This is a genomic window from Thiomonas delicata (assembly GCF_900088825.1).
GTDB lineage: Bacteria > Pseudomonadota > Gammaproteobacteria > Burkholderiales > Burkholderiaceae_C > Thiomonas_A > Thiomonas_A delicata.
On sequence record NZ_LT592171.1, the window covers coordinates 1,476,109 to 1,498,994 of the forward strand.

Here is a 22,886-nt window from a genome sequence, read left to right on the forward strand (position 1 = left end):
TTGGCCGAACTGACCGCCGCCGCCATGCTGCCCGCCGTCGAAATGCCCATGGTGCGCGACGGCTTGTATGCCCGCGCCGATGCCTTGCTGCCGGAGGCGGCGGGCTATGTCCTGCGCGAGACCAAGGCCTCCACGTTTCCGCTGAAGCCGGACAGGGCCACCCCGAGTTCGCCGGACGAGCATCATTTGGATGATGTCGCCGTGCAGGCCTGGGTGCTGGAAGGCGCCGGCCTGCCGCTGGCGCGCGCCGAGCTCAATCTGCTGGACAACCAATGGCGCTATCCAGGCGCCGGCGACTACCGCGGCTTGTTTCGCCAACTGGACGTCACCGATGCGGTGCAACAGCGCATGCGTGCTGTTCCACAATGGCTGCGGCAGGCTCGGGACGTGATTGACGGCGACATGCCCGACGTCCGCATGGGCAATCAATGCACCCATCCTCACCCCTGCCCTTACGCGGCGCTGTGCCAAAGGCTGGAGCCGCCCGGCCCCGAACATCCGCTGAGTTTGCTCCCCGATACGGCTGGGAAGGCCTTGGCGCGCAAGCTCGCCGCCAAGGGCTATACGTCTTTGCTGGAGCCGCGTCCCGGTGAGCTGGTCGGTGCACAGGCGGCGTTGTACCGCCGCATCCAGCAGGCCCACCGCACCGGGCGCCCCATCCTCGCCCCCGGCGCCGACACCTTCATGCAAAGGCTGACGTATCCCCGTTACTACTTCGACTTCGAAGGCATTGACCTGCCGGTGCCGCGGTGGGTCGGCTTGCGCCCTTACGAGCAGGTGCCGTTCCAGTGGTCTTGCCATATCGAGCGGGCGCCCGGCGTGTTCGAGCACCGCGCCTTCCTGGACCTCAGCGGGCATGACCCCTCCGAGCCCTGCATCGAGGAGATGCTGCACGCCATCGACGTGGGGGACGGTGGCCCCATCCTGGTGTATTACGCCACGTATGAACGAGGTCGCATCGTCGAGCTGGCCAAACGCCATCCGGCCTTTGCGGACCGGCTGAAGCGACTGGCCGCGCGATTGGTCGACCTGCACCCCGTGGTCAAGGAGCATTTCTACCATCCGGCGATGGAGGGGTCGTTCTCCATCAAGAAGGTGCTGCCGGTCATCGCCCCCGACCTGAACTATGGAGAACTGGACGAGGTGCAGGACGGCACCGGCGCGCAGGTTGCCTACCTGCAGTCCTGCTTCGACGCCGAGCTGACGCCCAGGCGCAAGGCGGAGTTACGCCGCAACCTGCTGGCCTACTGTGAACAGGACACGTGGGCCATGGTCGAGATTGGGTATTTTCTGGAAGGCAAGGGCCGGCCGACCGAACTGAGGCCGCCGTCGTTCCACGTGTGAATGCGCGGTGTCTGGAACGCAAGCCAATCGGCACATCAGGCGTACGTATCCTTCTCAAACATCCAACGCCGTCCACCCCAGCAATTCCGCCAGGCGCGTCACCACCCACCGCGCCTCCTTGGCATCAAGGCCAGAGCCTTCGACCTCCAAGCCGCGGTGGATGCGTTCAAGAACATCCGACTCGGTCACCCCCAGGTCGAACTTGATTTCCGATGCGCGGTCGGTCAGCATCGTCGCTAGGTCTTCGCAGAACTCGTAGCGTTGGGCAATGACCTCGCGCGGCGCATTGGGCTTGGTGCGGCCTGGCTCCACGTAAAGGGCGATGAAGGACGGCGGGATGGTGAGTTGAGATTCGTCGGTCATGGACTTTGGCAGTACTCTGTAAGCGATAGAGTACACACGGCGATTTCATGTCCCCACGCCTAATGGTCGATATGAACCGCCCCGGGTTTTGAGGAGGCTCCAACCTTTGAGAAGATGGAGCCATGAACAAGACGAACAAGTTTTCCCCCGAAGTGCGCGAGCGCGCGGTACGCATGGTGCAGGAGCACCGAGGCGAGTACCCCTCGCTGTGGGCCGCAGTCGAATCCATGGCCCCCAAGATTGGCTGCGTGCCACAGACGCTGCTGGAGTGGGTCAAGCGCGAGGAAGTCGATACAGGCCAGCGCGACGGCCTGACGAGCAGCGAGCGTGAACGCCTCAAACAACTCGAGCGCGAGAACAAGGAATTGCGCCGGGCCAATGACATCCTCAAAGCGGCGAGTGCTTTTTTCGCCCAGGCGGAGCTCGACCGCCGTTTGAAGAGTTGAAGCGATTCATCGACCAGCACCGCCCCATGCACGGGGTCGAGCCCATCTGCAAAGTGCTGCAGATGGCCCCGTCGTGTTACTGGCGCCATGCCGCGCGTCATCGCAACCCCGAGTTGCGCAGCGCCCGTGCTCAGCGCGACGATGCGCTGGCTGCCGACATCCAGCGTGTGTGGCACGCCAACTGGCAGGTGTATGGAGCTGACAAGGTTTGGTTGCAGATGAACCGCGAGGGCAACCGGGTGGCGCGCTGCACGGTCGAGCGGCTGATGAAACGCCTGGGGCTGCAGGGTGCGCGGCGGAGCAAGAAGGTGCGAACCACGGTCCCCGACACTTGCACGCCGTGTCCGCAGGACCACGTCAACCGGGTGTTCAAAGCCGAGCGACCCAACCAGCTCTGGGTGTCGGACTTCACCTATGTGAGCACCTGGCAGGGCTGGCTGTACGTGGCGTTCGTCATCGACGTGTTTGCCCGACGCATCGTGGGCTGGCGCGTGAGCACATCCATGCAGACCGATTTCGTGATGGACGCGCTGGAGCAGGCTTTGTACGCGCGTCGGCCCGCTGCCCATGCCTTGGTCCACCATTCGGACAGAGGCGTGCAATACGTCAGCGTCAAGTACACCGAACGCTTGGCGCAGGCAGGCATCCAGCCCTCCGTGGGCAGCAAAGGAGACTCCTATGACAACGCCCTGGCCGAGACCATCAACGGGCTGTATAAGGCCGAATTGATTCACCGCCGCGGACCCTGGAAAACCAGGGAAGCCGTCGAACTGGCCACCCTGCAATGGGTGCACTGGTTCAACCACACCCGACTGCTCAAACCGATTGGGGGTATCCCTCCGGCAGAAGCTGAGGCAAACTACTGGCGCCAACAAGCCAGTCAACACGCCATTCCGGCATGACTTAAACCAACTAGCCTCCACGAAACCCGGGGCGGTTCAATATTTCGGGGCGAGCAAAGCACCTGATTCGCTTCTTGCTCTCGTCCCTTGAGCTGCCGCTCCAATTTCAGTCGCTCTTCACCTGTGGCAGTCAAAAGTGCTCGCCGCGTCTCCCAAATTTTTTGATGCCGGCTATTCGGAAGGCGGACGTCCTCACCGACCAAGATTACGCCCGTCACCGACTTTGGGCTTGAGGGTGAAAAAGACTTTGACTTGCCTCGTTTTGAGCGCAAACCATGCTTCTCTATGAGTCTGCGAACTTCCGCAAGAAGTCGTTTCGTAGCGTTCGCCCCCGACAGCGTGATGTCGTCGACATAGACAGTAAACGTGCAGTCGGACGCACTAGCCAGCTTTGCAATGTCATCAAACAGATGCCGTGCTGCAAGAAATGCTACGCGACCGCTCAATGGGCTTCCCGTGGGTAGGTGTAGTCCTTGGTAGCTACAGATGTCCGCTAGCCTTGCTGCGACGTCGGCGGCGCAATGAAAATCCTGCCGAAACATCCCATAAACTCTCGCCCGCGAAATGCTTGGATAAAAACCCTGGATGTCTGTTTTGATGACCGGATGATGCCCCAGATGTTGCCGAGCATTGTCGGCATAGGACCGCCCTTTTTGCGAATAGACGTACCCAGGCACATCAATTCTGGACAGCAGGAGCCCGATTTTGCGGTGAGTGGCGGCTAGCCCTTTGAAGGGGGCCTGGATTTCACGCCCGTTCTCATTTGTCCAAACCCTGTAGTTCGATGATGAACAAAGTTCGGGAACAGCATCCCAACTCACTCCAATGACTGTTTCGAACTTTCCCTTGCCGCAAAGGCTGTACAAGGGAGACTGGTCAATCGGGTAGCGCTTAGGCTGCTCGCTCAAGAGAGTCTCGCTCTTCTAGCCACTCGAGCAGCCGAAGAATCTTGTCGGCTGCTGCCACACGGAGCTTGGTGCCAGGCTTGCGTCCATCGTCGATGTTCTCTGAGAACAGCAGGATGGACGACACGGGCATCTTGAACAGCTCGGAATACTTCTCAAGAAGGTCCAAGCCCGGGGTCTTGTCCCCCTTTTCCAGCTCGCTCAGATACGAATTCGAAATGCCCAGGCGCTTGGCCAGTTCGACCTGGGTGAACTGGTGGTAAGTCCTGAGCAATCGCAATGCCCGGTTCAACATTTCAATCCCCTAAAAACATGAAACAAAGGGGTGACTATTCACTGCTTCAGCAGGGCAATGAGCTTGGCAACTTGCGCTACCAACTGCATCACCAAGATAGCCATGCGGAACGTCTCGGGACGCACCCATGACTTTTGAAGCCGGTGCTTCGTCTCCCGCCACCTGGGAGGCTTAAGAACATTTTTCAAGGTTGTTCTCCTTGACTGCACCATCCGGCCTGCACACCATGTGCAGGTCGTGGCTGTCGCGCGCAATCAAGCAGAGCTAAGTGGCGAGTTACTCCCCTTCGTTTCCAGATGCATGCCCGGGATGTCGCCCGGGCATGCTCGCGCCGATTCTCATGGCCGGGCGCCGAGGCAAGGCACCCCACCGAGGAGAGCGAGCGAGTAATTAGAGCCTTTCAGCCCCACAAGGTACCAACGTACCCCAGCACAACTACGACAGTTGTCTCTGTCAGCCTCAGGTTGAAGAATAAGGAAACTATTTGCTATTGTCAATATTTCTTCGCTACAAGCGAAATATTGATGTTGCCTGGCAGTCAATGAAATCTGGGGCCAGCTCACGATACGCTGCTTACGCAGTACGTCGCCGCTCAAACGCCCGATAAACCTGCTTCGCCAGCATCCCCATCATGGCGGTGAACACCCGCTCGTCCTTGAGCAACTGGTCCGCAATGGCGTTGTGCCCATCTTGGCTGTCAATGATGGCGTCGGTCATGATGTCCTTGAAGGACCCAAGCGCGAACTGCTGCTCGCTGTTGTTCCGGGCCTGCTCGGCCAGGGCTTCGTTTTCCATCAGCTTGCCGGTGATGGTGGCCACATAGCCGACCATGTCGGCCTCGGTCAGGTTGCCTGAGAACAAGTCGTTCATGACCCCGACAATTTCGGCGAGTTGCTTTTTCTCGTCTTCATCTGCCGCTCCGGTGCCCGCTTCGGACACGGGTTTGAGCTTGATGACATCCCCGGACGCCAGGTCGAGTTTTTGTTCGCCGATTTTCTGCAGCCGGTAGTGCGTCAGGCGCACGTCGGCGTCCAACTCCAGGATGCTCGATGACGTGCGCTCGATGATGCGCGGCATCAGGTTCTTGCCATACGCATAGAGCTTTTCCAGGTCGGGGTCGTCGTAGGCCACCAGTTGGGAGAGGAAGTCATACATGCGCAGAAAGGTGCCCAGGTCCTTGCGGAACTGGTCGGCATCTTCATGCTCCGTCTCCGACAGTTCGGCGAACCGGTCGGCGGCGGGCTTGAGGTAGGCGTGCAGCCCGGCCTGCTTGCGCTTGGGGTCGAAGAACGCCTCGGCGAAGGACTCCACCTCGCTCGGCAGATAGACCCCGGCCTGGTCGAGCTTGATATGCAGCTCATGGACGATGTTGGGGTCGGTGACTTCTTCGAGCTGCGCCGTGCGGTAATAGGGCTGGAAGGCCGCCAGAATCTCTTCGGGTTTGTTGACGAAGTCCAGCACGAAGGTCTCGTCCTTGCCGGGGTAGGTGCGGTTCAGGCGTGAGAGGGTCTGCACCGCCAGTACGCCAGATAGGCGCTTGTCGACATACATGGCATACAGCAGCGGCTGGTCGAAGCCGGTCTGGTACTTGTTCGCCACCAGCAGCACGCGGTAGACGTTCTCCTTGAACGCCTCGGCCGGGTCCTTGCCGCGGATGTCCGGGTTCATGTTGGATTCGTTGAACGGGTCGGGTCCCGAGTCCAGGTCGTCGACGTTGCCGGAGAAGGCCACCAGGGCGCGCATGTCCTTGTCGTAGCCGCGCTCCTTGAGGTATTTGTCCATCGCCAGCTTGTAACGCACCGCCGCCTTGCGGCTGTCGGTCACCACCATGGCCTTGGCCTTGCCGCCTATTTTCTTGGCGACGTGCTCGTGGAAGTGCTCGACGATGACCACCACCTTCTGGGCGATGTTGTAAGGGTGGAGCACGGCATAGCGGGCCAGGGCCTTCTTGGCCTTCTTCTGCGGCACCAGCTTGTCGTCGACCACGGACCCCAGCTTGTAATAGGTCTTGTAGGAGACGTAGTTCTGCAGCACATCGAGGATGAAACCTTCCTCGATGGCTTGGCGCATGGAATACACATGGAACGGCAGCGGCACGCCGTCGGGGCCTGTGCGGCCGAAGAGCTCCAGGGTCTTGGACTTCGGCGTGGCGGTGAAGGCGAAGTAGCTGACGTTCTCCGGGCGCTTGCGGCCTTCGAGCACGCTGTTGATGACGTCCTCGGACGTGAGGTCCTCGGGGTCGAGGTCCACATCCGCCGCAACCTCGACCACCTTCCCGTCGAGTTCGACCTTGATGACCTCCTTCGGCCGCTCGTCCTTGGTCAGCGCGGAGCGCAGCTTCTGCGCAGCGCTGCCGGATTGGCTGGAATGGGCCTCGTCGATGATGAGAGCAAAGCGCTTGCCCTTGAGCGCGCCCACCTTGTCGATGACGAAGGGAAACTTCTGCAGCGTGGTGATGATGACCTGCGTGCCGCTGTTCAGCGCCTCGGCAAGCTGGGCGCTGTTCTCGTCAATCTTCTGCACCACCCCGGCCTTGTGCTCGAACTGGCTGATGGTCTCCTGTAGCTGGCGGTCCAATACGCGGCGGTCGGTGATGACGATGACGGAGTCGAAGACCTTATCGTCCTGGGCGTTGTGCAGGTTGGCCAGGCGGTGCCCGGTCCAGGCGATGGTGTTGGACTTACCCGAGCCGGCGGAATGCTGCACCAGATAGGCGTGTCCGGCTCCTTCATCGCCTGCGGCCTTGACCAGGCGCAGCACGGCGTCAAGCTGGTGGAAGCGCGGAAAGATGAGTGTTTCCTTGGTGGTCTTGGCGCCCGTGTTGGCATCCACCTCGGTCTTGACCTCCAGGTGCAGGAAGTTACCCAGGATGTCGAGCCAGACGTCCTTGGACCAGACCTTGTGCCAGAGGTAGTAGGTGGGGTACCCGTATTCGGGTGGGGCCGCGGGGTTGCCAGCGCTCGCACCGCCGTAGCCATCCGGGCGCCCCAGGTTGAACGGCAGGAAGAAGGTCTTGTCGCCATCGAGCTTGGTGGTCATGAACACCTCGTCGGTAGACACAGCGAAATGCACCAGCGCCCGGGTCTTGAATTGAAGCAGGGCTTCGGGCTCGCGGCTCTTGGGGTCCTTCGGGTGCCGGTCCTTCTTGTACTGCTGGATGGCGTCGGTGATGTTCTGGGTCAGGTCGGTCTTGAGCTCGGCGGTGGCCACCGGCAGACCATTGACAAACAGCACCAGGTCGATGCTGTTTGAACCGCCCCGGGTTTCGTGGAGGCTAGTTGGTTTAAGTCATGCCGGAATGGCGTGTTGACTGGCTTGTTGGCGCCAGTAGTTTGCCTCAGCTTCTGCCGGAGGGATACCCCCAATCGGTTTGAGCAGTCGGGTGTGGTTGAACCAGTGCACCCATTGCAGGGTGGCCAGTTCGACGGCTTCCCTGGTTTTCCAGGGTCCGCGGCGGTGAATCAATTCGGCCTTATACAGCCCGTTGATGGTCTCGGCCAGGGCGTTGTCATAGGAGTCTCCTTTGCTGCCCACGGAGGGCTGGATGCCTGCCTGCGCCAAGCGTTCGGTGTACTTGACGCTGACGTATTGCACGCCTCTGTCCGAATGGTGGACCAAGGCATGGGCAGCGGGCCGACGCGCGTACAAAGCCTGCTCCAGCGCGTCCATCACGAAATCGGTCTGCATGGATGTGCTCACGCGCCAGCCCACGATGCGTCGGGCAAACACGTCGATGACGAACGCCACGTACAGCCAGCCCTGCCAGGTGCTCACATAGGTGAAGTCCGACACCCAGAGCTGGTTGGGTCGCTCGGCTTTGAACACCCGGTTGACGTGGTCCTGCGGACACGGCGTGCAAGTGTCGGGGACCGTGGTTCGCACCTTCTTGCTCCGCCGCGCACCCTGCAGCCCCAGGCGTTTCATCAGCCGCTCGACCGTGCAGCGCGCCACCCGGTTGCCCTCGCGGTTCATCTGCAACCAAACCTTGTCAGCTCCATACACCTGCCAGTTGGCGTGCCACACACGCTGGATGTCGGCAGCCAGCGCATCGTCGCGCTGAGCACGGGCGCTGCGCAACTCGGGGTTGCGATGACGCGCGGCATGGCGCCAGTAACACGACGGGGCCATCTGCAGCACTTTGCAGATGGGCTCGACCCCGTGCATGGGGCGGTGCTGGTCGATGAATCGCTTCAACTCTTCAAACGGCGGTCGAGCTCCGCCTGGGCGAAAAAAGCACTCGCCGCTTTGAGGATGTCATTGGCCCGGCGCAATTCCTTGTTCTCGCGCTCGAGTTGTTTGAGGCGTTCACGCTCGCTGCTCGTCAGGCCGTCGCGCTGGCCTGTATCGACTTCCTCGCGCTTGACCCACTCCAGCAGCGTCTGTGGCACGCAGCCAATCTTGGGGGCCATGGATTCGACTGCGGCCCACAGCGAGGGGTACTCGCCTCGGTGCTCCTGCACCATGCGTACCGCGCGCTCGCGCACTTCGGGGGAAAACTTGTTCGTCTTGTTCATGGCTCCATCTTCTCAAAGGTTGGAGCCTCCTCAAAACCCGGGGCGGTTCAGTTCTCGTTGTGCAGGCTGTAATGCAGCTGGCGGATGACGGTCAGGCGGTTCTCGGCGTACCAGGTCGAGAGGTGAGGGTTTTTCTGGTGGGCGGGGCGGAACTGGCAAAGGATGAACTTGGCGTTGCGGTCTTTGAAGCCGTGGCGTAGCAGGTGCAACGTGCCGTGTTTGTCGAGCTGTTCGGCCACGCGCTTGACGAAGACGGCCTCGGACTTGCCGTTGTGCCAGGCGCAGAACTTGGTCCACTCCTGGGGTTGGGTCTCCTGCACGAAGGCCAGCAGGTCGTCTGGGAACAGGGCGAGTTCGCGGCTGTAGGCGGTGGCGTTCTGCAGGTGCGTACGCACAGTCCAGCCGTGGGTGGCCAGGTGGTCGCAGAGCTCGTTCTCAAAGATGCGCTCGGTGTGGACGTTGGAAAGTTTGGGCATGTCGGATTTGTTCTTGTTGATGTCGGTCCACTCATGGAGACGCTGTGCTTATGCGTCGGTCACCAGGCCAGGGGGATGCAGGGGCTTTGCGGAACGCCGAAATTAAACAGGGGAATCTCGGCTCCTGCCCCTCGAAATGCGTCTGCTGAAAAGCAGCTCTGAAGGTATCGCCATTGCTGCTGAGTCGTGTAGCGAAAACGCATCTCAGGCGGAAACGAAATGCTGGTGCCGGCCTGGGACATAGCTGAAAGTCCGTTTGTCTCCCAGGCGATGTCGATGCTCTCTATTGCGCCCAAAACCTCCAACTTTTCAGAGGAGCCTTTTTCCAGGTCGTCGACAACGTACAGCCCTACAGAGACAGGTCCAAGAGCCTGAATCAACGCCCCATAGATTTCCTCGTCTGTAACCCCTCCCCGGGCACGCGTAAAGGTAAGGTCTTTCACCAGCTGATGTCGTTTGGTTTCCTTGTCAACGCTGTAACTGAACTCTTGGGCGCCCTGAAGGCGCTTCAACATGTCACGCGTGTGCGTAGAAACGCCTTCGCTTTTGAACTCAAAACTCACGGTGAGTGCTGTTACATTGGCACGGATTACTTCCTGGTCCGAAGGAACTTGTACGCCCTTGGTATTTCGCCCATAGGGCCAACCTTCAAGCTCTCCCCGTCCAGTTTGCTTGCGGACGTAGCAGCGCTCGGCTGGGCTCTCGCGAAATCCAAAGACGACGTAGTAGCCCCCGTCTGCTGCCGAAAAGATGTGCTCGTAGCAGCACGCGGATGTCTCGACAGGCCTCAACTGACTGAGGCTGGAGCCAACGATTAGCTTTCTGGCCTCAACAATCCTCGACTTCAGCAATTCCAGCGCACGATGGCCAGAGCCAGCTGCCGCCTCCTTAGCAAGAATCGGCGTAAGGCGTCGAGAAGTGCCGTCTGCCACGCCAAAAATCAGCACTCCGGCCCCGTGATTCAAGAACGAGCAGAAATCCTTGGCGAACTCTTGTTTGGACGCTTCGTCACACAGCCCCTCGTTAAATGCTTGCTTGTACTCAACCAAGCTACTTTCTTCAGCAGCGTCGATAAAGGCGCGAAGCTCATCCTCGGTTACAGGGGCCGCGAGACCTGCTGAGGCCATCACGCCGCCTCCAACTGTCGAGCCTGGAAGTCATCGATGTTCAGCTGACCGGTGACGGCTGCTGAAATCAACGAGGAGCGGTATTCGCGAAGGCGGCCGATGTGCGCGGTCAAGTGCGCCTCAAGAGCAGCTAGGTTCAGTTTCACACGCCTCAACTCATCTATTAGTTTGGGTTGTATCTCGTTAGGTGGAACTGCAAGCCATAGCTCTTTCAAGCTTCCCGAACCAATATTTTTCGCCAGCCCATCGGCACCGCTCACGTATTGACGCACCTGCTGGCGAAGGGCATCCGTGTTGCACATCCAAGCCAAGAGCTCGGGTGATAAGGGCGGATTTTCTGCAAATTGCAGCCGGAAATTCTTGTCACTCAACATCAATCGTGAGCGCGTCCCATACACGTAGGCGAAGGAGCCCACTAGGTCCGCTGAGCCGCTCGCGCGCGACACCAGCACATCTCCCACATGCACCTCGAGACCTGGTATTGGCTCAAGCTCTGCGGGGAGTGCTTTGTTTTCTGTGTCTCGGTAAGTCCCTCCATTGGACGCCCCCGCCTTTAGAACCCCCCATTCGCCTTCTTCTGCTACACGTGATTCGCATTCCGGGCTCCAGCCCTGCTCAACGCCGGCAACCAGGTGCTTAAGGCGAGCAAGGCGCCAACCCTTCGGAAGCGCCTGAATCCAGACATTCGTTGTTGGCTCGGATGCACCGGAGCCACCGAAACAAATATGGGTTAACTCAGCTTCCCTCCACTCTTCGAGTGTCGTGATAAGCCTCTCCTTTTCTGCAAGCAAAGCATCAATCCGCGCCGTCTTCTCGTCGAGGAAGTCGGCGATGCGGGTTTGGTCTTCATGCGCGGGGAGCCACGCAAGCTCATTCAAGTAGCTTTCGGAATCCAAGTTCTGGATGCCCGAGGTCTGTTTGATATGGGGAATATTTCGTTTTTCCGAGTACATGGCCCGAAACACGTATGCAACGTATCGGCTGTCGCACCAGCTCACTACGGGCAAGCGGGCAATGAAGTTCGAACATACGGCGGCACGTGCATCATCGAACAAAACAACATTACCAACTGGCTGTTGCTCACCACCGCCTGATTTTTCAATGAGAAGGTCTCCGCGTCGCAATACGCGGCGGTTCCTTGCGCTCTCGGGAATGGCGCGAACAGTCGGACTGTCCCCAAGTATTACGCTGGCTTTCTCCCGGTCGAAGTCCGCTACGCGAACAACAACAAGGTCATCGACTCCGTTCGATTCGTCCCCCCATACGCCGTTGAAACAGCCTTCCACCGCGTACTTGAGGCGACGAGTGCAAGAGGGGACTGCACTCACGCCACCACCCCCTTCATCAACTCCAGGAACCTTGCCTCCATCGCCCGAATTTCCTCGGCAATGACCTCGGGCTTGCGCGGCGGCTTGTAGACATAGAAGTAGCGGTTGAAGTTGATTTCATAGCCCACCTTGCCGACCTGGCCGTCCTTCTCGTCCTTGATGTCCTCGTTGACATAGGCGTCCGGCACATGCGGCAGCACCTCGCGCGCCATGTAGGCGGCGATGTCTTCACCCAAGGGGATGCTCTCGGTGTCGCGCAGGTCCGGGTCGTAGGGCTTCTGCCCCTTCTTGAACTTGACCTTCACCTCCTTGCCCGGCTGGGGCGGGCGGTCCACCGTCACCTTGCGGTAGCCGAAGAAGGTGGTGGGGAAGATTTTGGAGACGACCCGCGGGGGCTCGTCCTCGGTCTTGGCCTGGCCGTTTCCGGTTCCATTGCCCTTGACCTGTTCCTTGTACTCCAGCCCGAAGGTGGCGCCATCGAGGTTGCCGGCATAGGTCTCGACGATTTCGACAATCTGCTCCTCGGTCAGGTACACGCGCTTGTTGCCCAAACTCTTCTTCATCTTGGCGTACATGCGCGTGGCGTCGATAAGCTGCACCTTGCCCTTGCGGTCGCCTTGCTTGTGGTTGTCCAGAATCCAGATGTAGGTGGCGATGCCGGTGTTGTAGAACAGGTCGTTGGGCAGCGCGATGATGGCGTCCAGGAGGTCGTTCTCCAGAATCCAGCGACGGATTTCGGATTCGCCGGAGCCGGCATCCCCGGTGAAGAGCGGCGAGCCGTTGAGCACGATGCCGATGCGTCCCCCGCCTTTGGCCGCAGGGCGCATCTTGGCGATGAGGTGCATCAGGAACAGCAGGGAGCCGTCCGACACGCGCGGCAGGCCCGGGCCGAAGCGCCCGGCATAGCCCCGGCGCTCGTGCTCGACCTTGACCACGTCCTGCACCTTCTTCCAGTCCACACCGAACGGCGGATTGGCGGCGCCGTAGTCGAAGGTCTCGCCGATGAAGCCATCGGCCGAGAGGGTGTTGCCGCGTTTGATGTTCTTCGGGTCCTGGCCTTTGATGAGCATGTCGGCCTTGCAGATGGCATAGGACTCGTCGTTGAGCTCCTGGCCATAGAGGCGGATGACGGCCGAGGGGTTGATGCTCTTGGCCACCGCTTCGCCAACCGAGAGGATGCCCCCGGTGCCGGCTGTCGGGTCGTAGAGGGAACGGATGACGCCAGGTTTGGCCAGCGCCTCATCGTCCTTGGCGAACAGGCAGTGCACGATGAGCGAAATGACCTCGCGTGGGGTGAAGTGTTCCCCGGCGGTTTCGTTGGAAGCCTCAGCGAACTTGCGGATGAGCTCTTCGAACACCAGGCCCATGGTCTCGTTGGGCACCGTATCCGGATGCAAATCGATGCCGGCGAACTTTTGCACGACCTGGAACAGCAGGTTCTTGTCGTCGAGTTCGCCAAGAATCCACGATGCAAGACTCATCGGTCACTTTCATCGGTCTGGGCGCCATGGGGGAACCCATGGCCTCGAGCGTGCTGCGCAGCGGCGTCGCGCTGACCGTCTACAACCGTTCCCGTGAGCGCGCCGCGCCGCTAGCTACCGCAGGTGCCAAGGTCGCCGACTCGGTCGCCGCGGCGGTGACTCCGGGCGGCGTGGTCATCACCATGCTGGCCAACGACGCTGCACTGCTGGACGTCACCCTTGGCGACTCGGGTGTTGCCGACCGGCTGGGCGCTGGGGGTTTGCACATCTCCATGAGCACCGTCTCGCCGGAAACGTCCCGCCACCTGGCTGCCGAGCATGCCAAGCGCGGCAGCCTGTGGCTCAGCGCACCTGTCTTCGGCCGCCCAGAAGCGGCCGCGGCGCAGAAGCTGTGGATTTGTCAGTCCGGCGCGGCCGAGGCCAAGACGCGCGCCAAGCCGCTGCTCGAGACCATGGGTCAGGCCATTCACGACTTTGGTGAGGAGCCGGGTGCTGCCAATGTCGTGAAGCTGTCGGGCAATTTTCTGATTCTGTCCGCCGTGGAGGCGATGGCCGAGGCCCTCACCTTGGCCGAGAAGAGCGGAATCGACCGGCAGGCCCTGGCCGGTTTCCTGGGACAGACGATATTCAACTGCCCCATCTATCAGAACTACGGACGCATCCTGGCAGCCCAGACTTACGCGCCGGCGGGGTTCAAGCTGGAGCTGGGCATGAAAGACGTGCGCCTGGTCCGCGATGTGGCCGAGAGCGCCACGGTGCCGATGCCCTTGGCCGACTTGCTCCATGCCCGCCTGCTGACCAGTCTTGCCAAGGGACGCGGGCAACTCGACTGGACAGCCATCGAGATGGTCAGCGCTGAAGACGCGGGCAAACGTGCCTGAGGGACGATGCGGTGGCGCGGATAGGCACAACGAGGATGCAATTGGCCCTTTGAGGCCACCCAGTCCACCTGCGCTGGCTGGCCACAGACTCACTTGGCCCGGTCGACAGTGGTGGGCGGACTGCTGGTAACCGCGTAACGGTGTAACCGCCGGCCTGGGTGTTCGTGACGCCGTTACACGGTTACGGGCGAACACCCCCATGCCCCCGTCAAGTCCCTGCGCCAAGCGCAGTTCACGCCCGCCCGTGCGCTGCAAAGGCCCAACTGCGCGTAACAAGAAAAACCGAGGCCGCCGTCAAAGCCCGCGAATAAATCGATTCGCTTCACTCGTCACCACCAACTTTTGGAGATGATGAGATGGAAGCCGTTCTGAGCCTCAATACCGAACAAAACGCCCGCGCCCGCCTGCATGGAACCGGTCACAACGTCCAGCCGACCACTCACCCAGGACCCGTCGATACCGAACTCGTGCTGATTCGGGGCCTCCCCGGCAGCGGCAAGTCGACCATGGCCAGGGTGCTCGCCTTGGTTGGCTACCAGCACTTCGAGGCTGACCAGTTCTTCATGCAGGACGGCGTCTACCGCTTTGACGGTTCACGAATCCGGGAGGCCCATGCGTGGTGCCAGGACATGACCCGCAAGGCCCTGCTGCAAGGTCACCGGACCGTCGTCAGCAACACGTTCACCCAGCTGCGGGAAATGGCGCCGTACCAGGCCATGAGTCGCCGGGTCCGTGTCATCGAAGCCCAGGGGCACTGGGGAAATGTGCACGGCGTTCCCGAGGAAACGCTGCAGCGGATGGCCGGGCGGTGGGAACCCCTCTTGCTCTGATTCGGCCGGCACACCAGCGCTATAGCCCTTTTCGGATTCCGGCGCTCGGCTAGAACCCGAGGCAACCAGTGGCCTAGCCTTTCTTGAGCTGCCCGGACAGGTGGTCGAACGACGCTAGGTTCATGGCGGCTTCCCCACCTCTTTACAACCAATCCTCCGCTTCTTGTTCTGAGATTTCAGGAACATTGCCTCCAAACTCGCCAGATTGACTCACGAGAGCGCGGCCGTAAACCGACAGTTGATAGCAGCCCTCAAAAAGCCCCCCTAGCCATCCATCAGATATCGGGTCTTTCCTGGTCTCAAGAACATTTTTTGCGTACTCAACACTCTTTCCCAATGCCTTAGCGAGGTCAGCGGCGGTAAAGGCGTTCGGAAAACTTTTGGCCGCGACACTAAGCGCCACCTCCGTTTCAGCAAGTTCTGTTGCGTCGGCTGATTCGGCGTATTCTTGCCATGCCTGAAGGCATTGTTCATTGAGCTGTTCAGTTGCAGACATTTTTACCTCGTAGTGATTGAAAGACTGTGGATAAAGTGCCTAGGTGAGTTTATCTAGGCTGCACTGTCCCCGAAAAATTCAAAGCTCGACCACGTTCACGTCGAGTCCAAAGGCCTGACGAAACGCTGGCAGCAGATGGTCGTGGTGCGTCAGCACAATCACCTGCGTCTTCGTCGAGAGCTCGCCTAGTGCCTCAAGTCCCGCCTTGGACCGGGCATCGTCGTAATTGATGAACAGGTCATCGGCGATGAACGGCATCGCGTGCGATTGCGCGAGATGCATGTCCAGCGCCGCTAGGCGCAGGGCCAGATAGAGCTGGTCGCGCGTGCCGTCGCTCAGGCCATCGACGCCGACCGACTCGCCGCTCTGTCTGCGCCCCAGCAGCTTCGGCGGTTCGCTCTCAAAGTCGACAGACAGCCGCTCGAACGAGCCCAACGTCAGCTGCGCAAAGAGTCGGCTGGCTGTCGCGAGCATGGGGCCCTGTTTGAGTTCGCGGTATTGTTCGATGGCCCAGCGCAGCAGCCGGGTTGCCGTGTGCAGCCGCACATACTGCTCGACCGCCTCCACCATTCCGGCCAGCGCCTCCTGCCGCTGGGCCTCGGCCTTTGCGCCTCCAGCACTTCCCGCCATGGCTGACAGCCGCGTCCTGGCGTCCTGCCTGGCACCAGACAACTCGCGCTCTTGACTCAACAGCTCTTCCTCCTGGCGGTCCAGGTCATCCAACTCTGCCGAGGCCGCAGTCCCATCAATGGAGTCGGATTCGGCCCTGAGCGCCTCCAAGCGCATCCCCTCGCCAAGATTCCGTATGGATTCCTCCGCCGCGGCATACCGCATCGTGAGCTGCCTGCATTCGTCCGATGCGGCAATGACCGCGCGAAGCTCCTCGTGCGTCGCCACGCCGGCACGCTCGAAAATCGGCTGGATGGCAGCGTTCGCCTGCTCGACACGCGCCTGCGCGTCAGCTTTGCGGACCTTGGCATCCTCCAACGCGGCGTGCAGTCGGCGATGCTCCTTCTCGGCATCCTGGGCTCTGCGCAACCGGCGCTCAAGCTCCTGGGCAATCTCCTCAGGGGAGCGGTCGGCAAGGTCGGTGGCCATGCGCGCCGCAAGCGTCTTGGCTGCGCCCTCAAAGGCCGCGAGGTCGGCACGCATCGTCTCGATGCGCTCCACCCGGGTCTTGCGCATCAAGTCCAGGCCGTCGTCGATTTTCTGAAGAACTTCAAGCGCGCCCTCGACCGCGCCCGTCGTGTCCGATGGCGCAAATCCAGCCTGCGCCAAGGCCGCTGTCCATTGCGACGTCCACGCATCGAGAGCGACTTGGTCGCTGTCTTGTTCGAGGCGAAGCGACTCGAGGTCTCGGGTGGCATCGCCAATTTGCCGCATGACCGTTTGGCGCTGCCCTAGGGCTTGGGTGACGGCACGCAAATGGCTCTCGGACTGCACCATGAGGGCGTGGAGTGAGCCCTCTTGCGCCGCCATGCCCAGAGACTGCATGGCCTGGGACAACTCGGCTCTTGCATGCTCGATGGCCTGTTGCTGCGCCCCATGCGACTGCGTGGCCGCGGTCAGCGCGTCCATCGACTCCAAAGCTCGGCTTCGCGCATCCAGCCAACTACCCATCGATTGAAAGGGCAGCGCCGGCAGCCCACAGCGCTGCGCCTGCACCCCCCATTGGGTTTGGCGCTCTTGAACGCCATCATGCAGCGCCTTCAAGGCCGACTGTGCGCTGCGCATGGCGAGCGCGGTTCGTTCCAGTTGAGCCTGTTTGGCTTGAAGGGTGCTCGCATCCTGAATCGTGTCATGCCGGCTATCGGCCAGCGCGTCGGCCTCGGCGATTTCGCGCTCGAACTGGGGTGCATCATCGACGAGACGCCCGGGCTGCAATTTCAGGCTGGCCCAGGTGCTGTCCCGGGTTTGGCGCGCATGCAAAACCTCGTCGCGCGTCACCGGATGGCGCGTGTCGCGAAGTTGCTTGATGTCGAGCTCGAGCGTGCCCGTCTCGGCTTCGAGCTCGGCGATGCGCTTGGCCGCGGCCCTGGCCTCGGCTTCATCCTGGTTTTGGGCCAGGACCAGGGCCTGGATGGTCTCCCTGGAGGGTGGCGCCATGGAACGCAAGGTCTCGGGCGGCCCTTGCCAGGGGTGGAGGGCGAGCTGGGCCGCCTCGGCTTCCGACTTGCGCTGCGCAACGAGCGCCTCCCTCTCCCGCAAGACGCCCTCGAAATCGCCAAGACTCTGGGCAGCGGTCAAGGCAGCAACCAGTCTGACGGGCGGCTGCCCTGCAGGCAGTCTGTCCAGTTCCGCCTGCGCCCTTTCGAGCTCCCCGGCCTTGGCCTTGCATGCTTTCTGCGAGGCCTGTCGCTTTTCATGGAGGACGGCGTGCCGTCCGATGAGGTGCGCCAGGCTCGAACGCGTCATGGCGGTGGGCACGCGTGCCCGAAGGGCTTGCTCATCCGTTTCCGCCCAGCCCATCTGCCGCGCCAGTGAGGCCACGACCTGCCACTGTGCATCCACCTCGGCTTGCCGCCGCGCAATATCGTTCGGATGGGCGCGGTACTGCAGGCGCTGGTTGTTCAGCTCCACGATTTCGGGGGCGTGTTCCAGAAGATTGCGTTCGACATGCAGCGCCCCAAGCGCCGTCTGGGCTGCCTCCTCCGCCTCGGCGTGGTGCTTGACTTCGCTTGCAGCAACGGCCGCCTTCTGTTCGGCATCCGCGAGGGTCGTCGCGCTGTTCTCGGGCAGGGACGGGGTTTGCGCGTGGGCATCGAGCCGCAGGCGCAGCTGGTCGAGCTCCAGTAAAAACGGCTTGACGGCGCGAACCCGATTCAACTGCCCGCGCCGTTGCTTGAGCGCGGCGTGTCGCTGCCTGCCATCCAGGAGCGCGCTGTCGAGCTCGGCAAGCTTGCTCTGGGCATCGGACCAGTCCTTGGCGCGAACCGTGACGTCCTTGAGGGTCTTGGTGGCCGCCTCGAAGGCCTCGAGTGCCTGGTAATAGGCGCGGTCCGCCGACTTGCGAGGCCCCCAGAGTTTGTCGGCCTCCGTCTCGAGCGCTTCGCGGATGTCACCGAGCGAGGCGATTCCGGCTGCGGACTGAAACAGAATCTGGCCGAGGTCGCTCGACGCCGACAAAATCGCCGCGCCGCCTTTGACCAGTCGTTCATGGTCCAGGCTGAACATCTGCAAAAAAAATTCCCGGTCCGTGTTGCCGAGATAGCCGCCCAAGGCCCCGTCCGTCAGTGGCGCTTCCTGGGGCGTGCGAAGGGTTTGCTTATTGGCCTTGACGCGGTGGAACTCCAGGATGTTGTTGTCCTGCTCCAGCAGGCCGCCTAGACGAAGCTCGGGCAGCGGATGCAGGAATGCATGGGCGGAGCGCATCGGCAATCCATAGAGCATGTCCACGATGGCCGACCGCACGGTGGATTTGCCCGCTTCATTGGGGCCGACGATGACGTGGATGTCGTGGCCCCGCCGTGGCAGCTCGATGCTGTGGCCGGTGAATTTGCCATAGCGGATGAGGTCGATGCGCTGAATTCGCATGTCGCTCACTCCGCCTGCGCCACGTGGGCCACGAGGGATGGCACGACGCTGCGCACGAGGTCGCGGGCATCGCCGTTTCGAAGGGCCTCCAACTGCGGCACGGCATGGAGGACATCCAAGTGCAGCTTGCCGACCATTTGCATCAAATCCTCGCGCAGGGACTGCAGGAACTCCTGGTCATCTTCCGCATTGGCGAGGATGGATTGCAAGTCCGCGATGGCGTCGGCGCGCGCTGCGACCTGGGCGGGCAGCTCAATCGGTTGCGTCTCCACCTTGACTTTCTCAATCCAGAGGCGCCCTGGCGCGATGGCGGCGGCCTGGTTGAGGATTTCGGCGCGCAGCTGACTTTCAAGCCCAAACAGGTGGCCATGGGCGGGAGAGCTTCCTGTCAGCCTCACCCGCACCGCCAAGGTCAGGGAACCCTCGGTGCTGGAGACCAATGCTTCGAGGCTAAGCCCCACGCACTGGACGACCTCGGCGAGGGTCCTGGCGTGCGAGACGTCCACATCGAGTGCAGCCCAGCGAAGCACGTCCACGATGACGCGCTCGACCGACTGGATGTCTGGGCCTTGGGCCGTCACCATCAATGCCCCCTTCGGCCCCGTCTCCCGGATATGGCGCCCCTGGAGGTTGCCCGGATAGGCAATCCTCGACGCGCCGTCCCATTGCTGGTGGTCGTGCACGTGGCCCAGCGCCCAGTAGCCGTAGCCCTTGGCGTGCAATTCCGCCACCGAGCACGGCGCGTAATTGGCGTGCGCTGTGTGGCCCTCGAGCGCGGTGTGCAAGACGCCAATATTGAGCCAGCCAGGGATGGGGTCCGGGTAGGTGTGAACCAGGTTCTCCGTTGTTGCCGCGACCTTGAAGCTGCGCCCGTGCAGCGCCACCTGAAGGTCGTCGAGCTTGAACGTCTCGGCCTTGTTCGCCGAGAAGGCGTGGACGTTGTCCGGCAGGGCAAGCCGCTTGGTCATCTCGCTTTCGGCGTCATGGTTGCCATAAAGGAGATAGACCCGAATGCCGGCTTGTTTGAGGCGACCCATTTGCCCGGAGAAGAAGATGCCGGTGTTGAAGTCGCGCCAGTTGCCGTCGTAGAGGTCGCCGGCGATGACCATGAAATCGACCTGTTCTTCGAGGGCAAGGCTAACCAGGTTTTCGAAGGCATCGCGGGTGGCGGTGCGTAGCAGCTCCGCCGGGGCGTCCTGGTACGCACTCAGGCCGGTGAGCGGGCTGTCGAGATGGATGTCAGCGGCGTGAATGAAGCGCATGCGGCCTCCGGTTCGGTTTGCCACAGCTTACCGCCGCGCGACCGCGCCGGAACCCAGCCATGGCGAGCCTGGTTGCCTGGACTGGAGGCGGGCCATGGGCGGCAGGCTGGCGATGGGTGGCGGGAGTTTCTGTGAAGCGCGCGGCCTTTGCCCGGCAGAGTTTGTGCTGCTGGCCAGCGGCCCTGGCGGCCTTGCTGGGGAACGCCTGCCTTTGGCACACGAGGTGGCGAAGCCAGCTCAGGCAGGTTGCGCATCCGGCGAACCAGGGGCGCCGTCATGCCCCCTGGTTTCGCTTGTTCAAGTTAGTCCAGGCTCTCAAAGAAGACTCAAGGCCTTGTCTTGGCATGGGTTTTCTGCATCACCCCGTTGCCCATCGTCCATGTCGGCGTTGTCGATAGTCCCTGGGGATGGACTATCGACAACGCGCTGCATGAATCGGGTGGCATCGAAGCGCTCGACCATGGCCGTCGAGACAGCCTGCGGTGTATCCTCCAGCACGGCGGCCTCAGGCTTGGCGTTGCCGATAGTCCCTGGCTGCTGCCGCGCCCGTACCGCGCGTCGGGTGATTTCGGCCACCTCAACCCGCGGCCAGGCGACACCCCAGCCAGGCAGCCGCCCAAGCGCCACCAGGCTGTCGCGCACCGCCTTGCGCCGAGCCCGGAGTGTGCCCTGCGGAATCACGCCGCTCGCGTCCCAGAGACGCTGCATCAGGGTCTCGACCCCGACCTTGAGCGAGCGCCCCGCTCTGAGCGTGGTCGACAAGAAGGCATGCACGGCCTGGGCCGTGTCGGTCGCCAGGTCCTGGCGCTCACGCATCGACACCTGGGCATACAGCCCACCCATGACCGCGCCGGCAAGGCGGCAGTTCACCGCGAGATGCAGGCGGACATCGTTGCCATGCCAGAGTGTCACGAGTCGAGATTGCCGGACGCTGTTCAGGGCATCGTTGGCTTTCTCCCAGACGACCACTTCACACAGGCGCCGCAACTGCTCTTCGCGTAACTGCTGGCTGCGCCCCCCGTGGCTGCCACAGCGCCCGGCGAGCTCGTACCAGGACGTGCGGATGTGCAATGTTTCGCCCTCCACGGCCGCTTGACCGTCATGCATGGCACGCCACAAGTCCTGGCCGATGCCGGTCGCACGGCGGTCGATGACCACCACATCCCGTGCGACCTGTGCGTATTGTTCTTGCGCCAGCTCCAGCAGCACGAGCAATAGCGTCTGCTCGGGCATGCCAAGCGCTTCGCGGGCACTGAAACGCAACGTCATCCCGCCTTGGGCCGGACGATAGACGACATCGAGGGTTGGACGGGTCTTGGTTTTCGGCAGCGGGCGAAACAGCTGACTGAGACCCGTGGCCGGGTCATAGCGCACGATGCGCAATGGCGATGTCGAGTTCATGCGTGCGCCCCCGCAAGCTTGAGCTGCCGCGCACGGGGCGCAGCGGTGCTGGGCACCTTAGTGCGTGTCTGCGTCACCTGACCAGCCACGCTCTCTGTAACAGCCAAGACGCCACCGGCCAGCCGCTGCAAACGGATGGTTGGCTGCGGCGGCAGGTAGTTCGCCTTGGCGACGTCGAGCAGCAGGACCTGTCCGCGGGCTTCTTCGGAGACGCCCGCGTGTTGCGCCTGGTCGCGCGACAGCCGGCTCAGGTTGAGCTGCCACCGTGCGCCGTCAGTCAGGGCGGAGGAGCCGCGTGCGGCCCCCGCCGCGTCTCCCTGGCCGGAGAAGGTGGCCGCCTTGCTGGCGTGATGGGCAAAGAGCACCGCGGCACCGACATGCTCGGCGAGACTGCGCAGGGCCTGCACCAGCTTGTTCATCGCCGCGGAGTCGTTCTCGTCGCAGTCATGGAACTGACGCAACGGGTCGATGAGCACCAGGCGCGCACCCTCGCAGGCCTTGGCCAGGTCCCTGAGCACACGGGTCCGTTGCTGGTCGGCATCGAGCAGGGCGTAGGACTGCGTTGTCCCCGCGAACAGGCGCAGGTTGTTCTGCAGCCGAGCGAGAAACTCCTCAAACGCCAGCTTGATGCCGAACTGTTCCCGCCGTTCGAAGAGGGTGTGGGCGATGGCGTGCAGACGATGCGCCAGCACGGCCTTGGACTCCTCCGCCGCAACGAGAACCACGGAGGCGGGTTTGCTGGTAGGCAGCAGCCCCGCGAACAGACCGGCACAGGCCGGAGTTCCGGTCGCCATGGCGATGGCCAGCTGCAACTCGAGCATGGTTTTACCAGCCCCGCCCGGACCGGCGAGCATGCCCACGGTTCCGGCCAGCAGACCGGGCAGGACATGGTCCAGCGGAGTCGGGGGCGTCGTCAGCAGCGCATGCACATCGAGGGGGTCCGAGAACGCCGGCTTCGGCTTGGAGAGGGTGGTGGTCTCAGACATGACGGCCTCCCGCTGTTTGCACGTGCTGTTCAAGCCACGCATCCACGTCGCTTGCGCGCCAGCGCAACAGGCGCGTATGCGGCAGCATCAATCGCGGTGGCACCGCTTCGGGGTTACGTTTAAGGTCTTTTTTGATGGTTTCTGGACTTCTGCCGAGCACCTCAGCTAGCTCGCCCAAATCCAATAATCGTTGCACTTCCATTGCGTACTTTCCAGGCCGGTTCTTGGCTGGCAAACACGTCGACCGACCCCGACCGCTCTTGCCGGTTGAAACCATCCATCGGTCTCAACTGGCATGTGTAGCCACCTCGTTTA

The 22,886-nt window shown here is 61.9% G+C and carries 20 protein-coding genes and 2 other annotated features; of the genes, 4 read left to right on the forward strand and 16 right to left on the reverse strand.

All coding sequences use genetic code 11. From position 1 onward, the window contains the following. Nucleotides 1-1,344 (forward strand): DUF2779 domain-containing protein (locus THIARS_RS16520; RefSeq protein WP_094161839.1); only part of this gene is annotated, 1,344 nt, incomplete at its 5' end. Between the two features lie 54 nt (nt 1,345-1,398). Here the strand turns inward: THIARS_RS16520 and THIARS_RS16525 are convergent. Further along, a complete protein-coding gene (locus THIARS_RS16525) occupies nt 1,399-1,707 on the reverse strand; it encodes an ATPase with chaperone activity (RefSeq protein ID WP_094161840.1) in 309 nt (102 codons plus the stop codon). Nucleotides 1,708-1,829: 122 nt separating this feature from the next. Here THIARS_RS16525 and THIARS_RS16530 point away from each other — a divergent pair. Continuing rightward, a protein-coding gene (locus THIARS_RS16530; protein WP_094159366.1) for an IS3 family transposase occupies nt 1,830-3,055 on the forward strand; the annotation gives its coding sequence in 2 pieces (ribosomal slippage) (nt 1,830-2,109 and nt 2,109-3,055; 1,227 coding nt in all). Next, nucleotides 2,108-2,224, forward strand: a sequence feature (AL1L pseudoknot). (Overlaps the previous gene by 117 nt.) On the opposite strand, the gene THIARS_RS16535 is transcribed toward THIARS_RS16530, so the two are convergent. From THIARS_RS16535 to THIARS_RS16570, 9 genes are all read right to left on the reverse strand, one after another. Then, nucleotides 3,034-3,963 carry a reverse transcriptase family protein gene (locus THIARS_RS16535; RefSeq protein WP_094161841.1) on the reverse strand — a complete coding sequence of 310 codons (930 nt, stop codon included), beginning with the start codon at nt 3,961-3,963 and terminating at the stop codon, nt 3,034-3,036. The genes THIARS_RS16530 and THIARS_RS16535 overlap by 22 nt on opposite strands. Continuing rightward, the gene (locus THIARS_RS16540) at nt 3,947-4,234 is read right to left on the reverse strand and encodes a helix-turn-helix transcriptional regulator (protein ID WP_425444258.1); all 288 of its coding nucleotides are present in this window, start codon (nt 4,232-4,234) and stop codon (nt 3,947-3,949) included. Before THIARS_RS16540 ends, THIARS_RS16535 begins: the two co-directional genes overlap by 17 nt. A 59-nt stretch (nt 4,235-4,293) precedes the next feature. Next, nucleotides 4,294-4,443 carry a hypothetical protein gene (locus THIARS_RS18710; RefSeq protein ID WP_186436727.1) on the reverse strand — a complete coding sequence of 50 codons (150 nt, stop codon included), beginning with the start codon at nt 4,441-4,443 and terminating at the stop codon, nt 4,294-4,296. Nucleotides 4,444-4,828: 385 nt separating this feature from the next. Further along, complete coding sequence (locus tag THIARS_RS16545; RefSeq protein ID WP_094161843.1) at nt 4,829-7,498, reverse strand: DEAD/DEAH box helicase family protein; 2,670 nt, start codon at nt 7,496-7,498, stop codon at nt 4,829-4,831. Nucleotides 7,499-7,543: 45 nt separating this feature from the next. Next, a protein-coding gene (locus tag THIARS_RS16550; protein WP_094159366.1) for an IS3 family transposase occupies nt 7,544-8,769 on the reverse strand; the annotation gives its coding sequence in 2 pieces (ribosomal slippage) (nt 7,544-8,490 and nt 8,490-8,769; 1,227 coding nt in all). Continuing rightward, nucleotides 8,375-8,491, reverse strand: a sequence feature (AL1L pseudoknot). Its footprint overlaps the gene before it by 117 nt. A 47-nt stretch (nt 8,770-8,816) precedes the next feature. Then, nucleotides 8,817-9,245 carry a hypothetical protein gene (locus THIARS_RS16555; protein WP_094161844.1) on the reverse strand — a complete coding sequence of 143 codons (429 nt, stop codon included), beginning with the start codon at nt 9,243-9,245 and terminating at the stop codon, nt 8,817-8,819. Nucleotides 9,246-9,304: 59 nt separating this feature from the next. After that, complete coding sequence (locus THIARS_RS16560) at nt 9,305-10,372, reverse strand: AlbA family DNA-binding domain-containing protein (protein ID WP_094161845.1); 1,068 nt, start codon at nt 10,370-10,372, stop codon at nt 9,305-9,307. After that, complete coding sequence (locus THIARS_RS16565) at nt 10,372-11,700, reverse strand: restriction endonuclease subunit S domain-containing protein (protein WP_141202451.1); 1,329 nt, start codon at nt 11,698-11,700, stop codon at nt 10,372-10,374. Before THIARS_RS16565 ends, THIARS_RS16560 begins: the two co-directional genes overlap by 1 nt. After that, nucleotides 11,697-13,181, reverse strand: a complete 1,485-nt coding sequence (locus THIARS_RS16570) for an HsdM family class I SAM-dependent methyltransferase (protein WP_094161847.1) — start codon at nt 13,179-13,181, stop codon at nt 11,697-11,699. The genes THIARS_RS16565 and THIARS_RS16570 overlap by 4 nt, the downstream gene beginning before the upstream one ends. Between THIARS_RS16570 and THIARS_RS16575 the strand changes: the two genes are divergently transcribed. Next, nucleotides 13,169-14,062 carry an NAD(P)-dependent oxidoreductase gene (locus THIARS_RS16575; protein WP_094162208.1) on the forward strand — a complete coding sequence of 298 codons (894 nt, stop codon included), beginning with the start codon at nt 13,169-13,171 and terminating at the stop codon, nt 14,060-14,062. The two genes, THIARS_RS16570 and THIARS_RS16575, sit on opposite strands and share 13 nt — an antisense overlap. A gap of 356 nt (nt 14,063-14,418) precedes the next feature. After that, nucleotides 14,419-14,892, forward strand: coding sequence for an AAA family ATPase (locus THIARS_RS16580; RefSeq protein ID WP_094161848.1), 474 nt, complete (start codon nt 14,419-14,421; stop codon nt 14,890-14,892). 142 nt (nt 14,893-15,034) lie between these two features. Here the strand turns inward: THIARS_RS16580 and THIARS_RS18425 are convergent, their stop codons facing one another. The 6 genes from THIARS_RS18425 to THIARS_RS16605 all read right to left on the reverse strand — a co-directional run bounded on the left by THIARS_RS18425 (nt 15,035) and on the right by THIARS_RS16605 (nt 22,773). Beyond that, nucleotides 15,035-15,388, reverse strand: a complete 354-nt coding sequence (locus THIARS_RS18425) for a hypothetical protein (protein WP_141202452.1) — start codon at nt 15,386-15,388, stop codon at nt 15,035-15,037. 78 nt (nt 15,389-15,466) lie between these two features. Continuing rightward, entirely contained in the window at nt 15,467-18,922 is a 3,456-nt protein-coding gene (locus THIARS_RS16585; RefSeq protein WP_141202453.1) for a YhaN family protein, read from the reverse strand. 5 nt (nt 18,923-18,927) lie between these two features. Further along, nucleotides 18,928-20,184 (reverse strand): metallophosphoesterase family protein, encoded by a 1,257-nt coding sequence (locus tag THIARS_RS16590; RefSeq protein WP_094161850.1) that lies wholly within the window; start codon nt 20,182-20,184, stop codon nt 18,928-18,930. Between the two features lie 315 nt (nt 20,185-20,499). Continuing rightward, nucleotides 20,500-21,558 (reverse strand): replication protein C, IncQ-type, encoded by a 1,059-nt coding sequence (gene repC / locus THIARS_RS16595; RefSeq protein ID WP_245846002.1) that lies wholly within the window; start codon nt 21,556-21,558, stop codon nt 20,500-20,502. Between the two features lie 23 nt (nt 21,559-21,581). Continuing rightward, nucleotides 21,582-22,571: a helicase RepA family protein gene (locus THIARS_RS16600; protein ID WP_094161852.1), complete on the reverse strand. Its 990-nt coding sequence runs from the start codon at nt 22,569-22,571 to the stop codon at nt 21,582-21,584. Further along, nucleotides 22,564-22,773 (reverse strand): helix-turn-helix transcriptional regulator, encoded by a 210-nt coding sequence (locus tag THIARS_RS16605; RefSeq protein WP_094161853.1) that lies wholly within the window; start codon nt 22,771-22,773, stop codon nt 22,564-22,566. The genes THIARS_RS16600 and THIARS_RS16605 overlap by 8 nt, the downstream gene beginning before the upstream one ends. Between the last annotated feature and the right edge of the window lie 113 nt (nt 22,774-22,886).

What these genes read in the sequence shown, in the direction of transcription:
- THIARS_RS16580 (WP_094161848.1), top strand. Translation starts at nt 14,419, where the DNA reads ATGGAAGCCGTTCTGAGCCTCAATACCGAACAAAACGCCCGCGCCCGC.
- THIARS_RS16590 (WP_094161850.1), bottom strand. Translation starts at nt 20,184, where the DNA reads ATGCGCTTCATTCACGCCGCTGACATCCATCTCGACAGCCCGCTCACC.
- THIARS_RS16525 (WP_094161840.1), bottom strand. Translation starts at nt 1,707, where the DNA reads ATGACCGACGAATCTCAACTCACCATCCCGCCGTCCTTCATCGCCCTT.
- THIARS_RS16585 (WP_141202453.1), bottom strand. Translation starts at nt 18,922, where the DNA reads ATGCGAATTCAGCGCATCGACCTCATCCGCTATGGCAAATTCACCGGC.
- THIARS_RS16600 (WP_094161852.1), bottom strand. Translation starts at nt 22,571, where the DNA reads ATGTCTGAGACCACCACCCTCTCCAAGCCGAAGCCGGCGTTCTCGGAC.
- THIARS_RS18425 (WP_141202452.1), bottom strand. Translation starts at nt 15,388, where the DNA reads ATGTCTGCAACTGAACAGCTCAATGAACAATGCCTTCAGGCATGGCAA.
- THIARS_RS16555 (WP_094161844.1), bottom strand. Translation starts at nt 9,245, where the DNA reads ATGCCCAAACTTTCCAACGTCCACACCGAGCGCATCTTTGAGAACGAG.
- THIARS_RS16560 (WP_094161845.1), bottom strand. Translation starts at nt 10,372, where the DNA reads ATGGCCTCAGCAGGTCTCGCGGCCCCTGTAACCGAGGATGAGCTTCGC.
- THIARS_RS16570 (WP_094161847.1), bottom strand. Translation starts at nt 13,181, where the DNA reads ATGAGTCTTGCATCGTGGATTCTTGGCGAACTCGACGACAAGAACCTG.
- THIARS_RS16575 (WP_094162208.1), top strand. Translation starts at nt 13,169, where the DNA reads ATGCAAGACTCATCGGTCACTTTCATCGGTCTGGGCGCCATGGGGGAA.
- THIARS_RS16605 (WP_094161853.1), bottom strand. Translation starts at nt 22,773, where the DNA reads ATGGAAGTGCAACGATTATTGGATTTGGGCGAGCTAGCTGAGGTGCTC.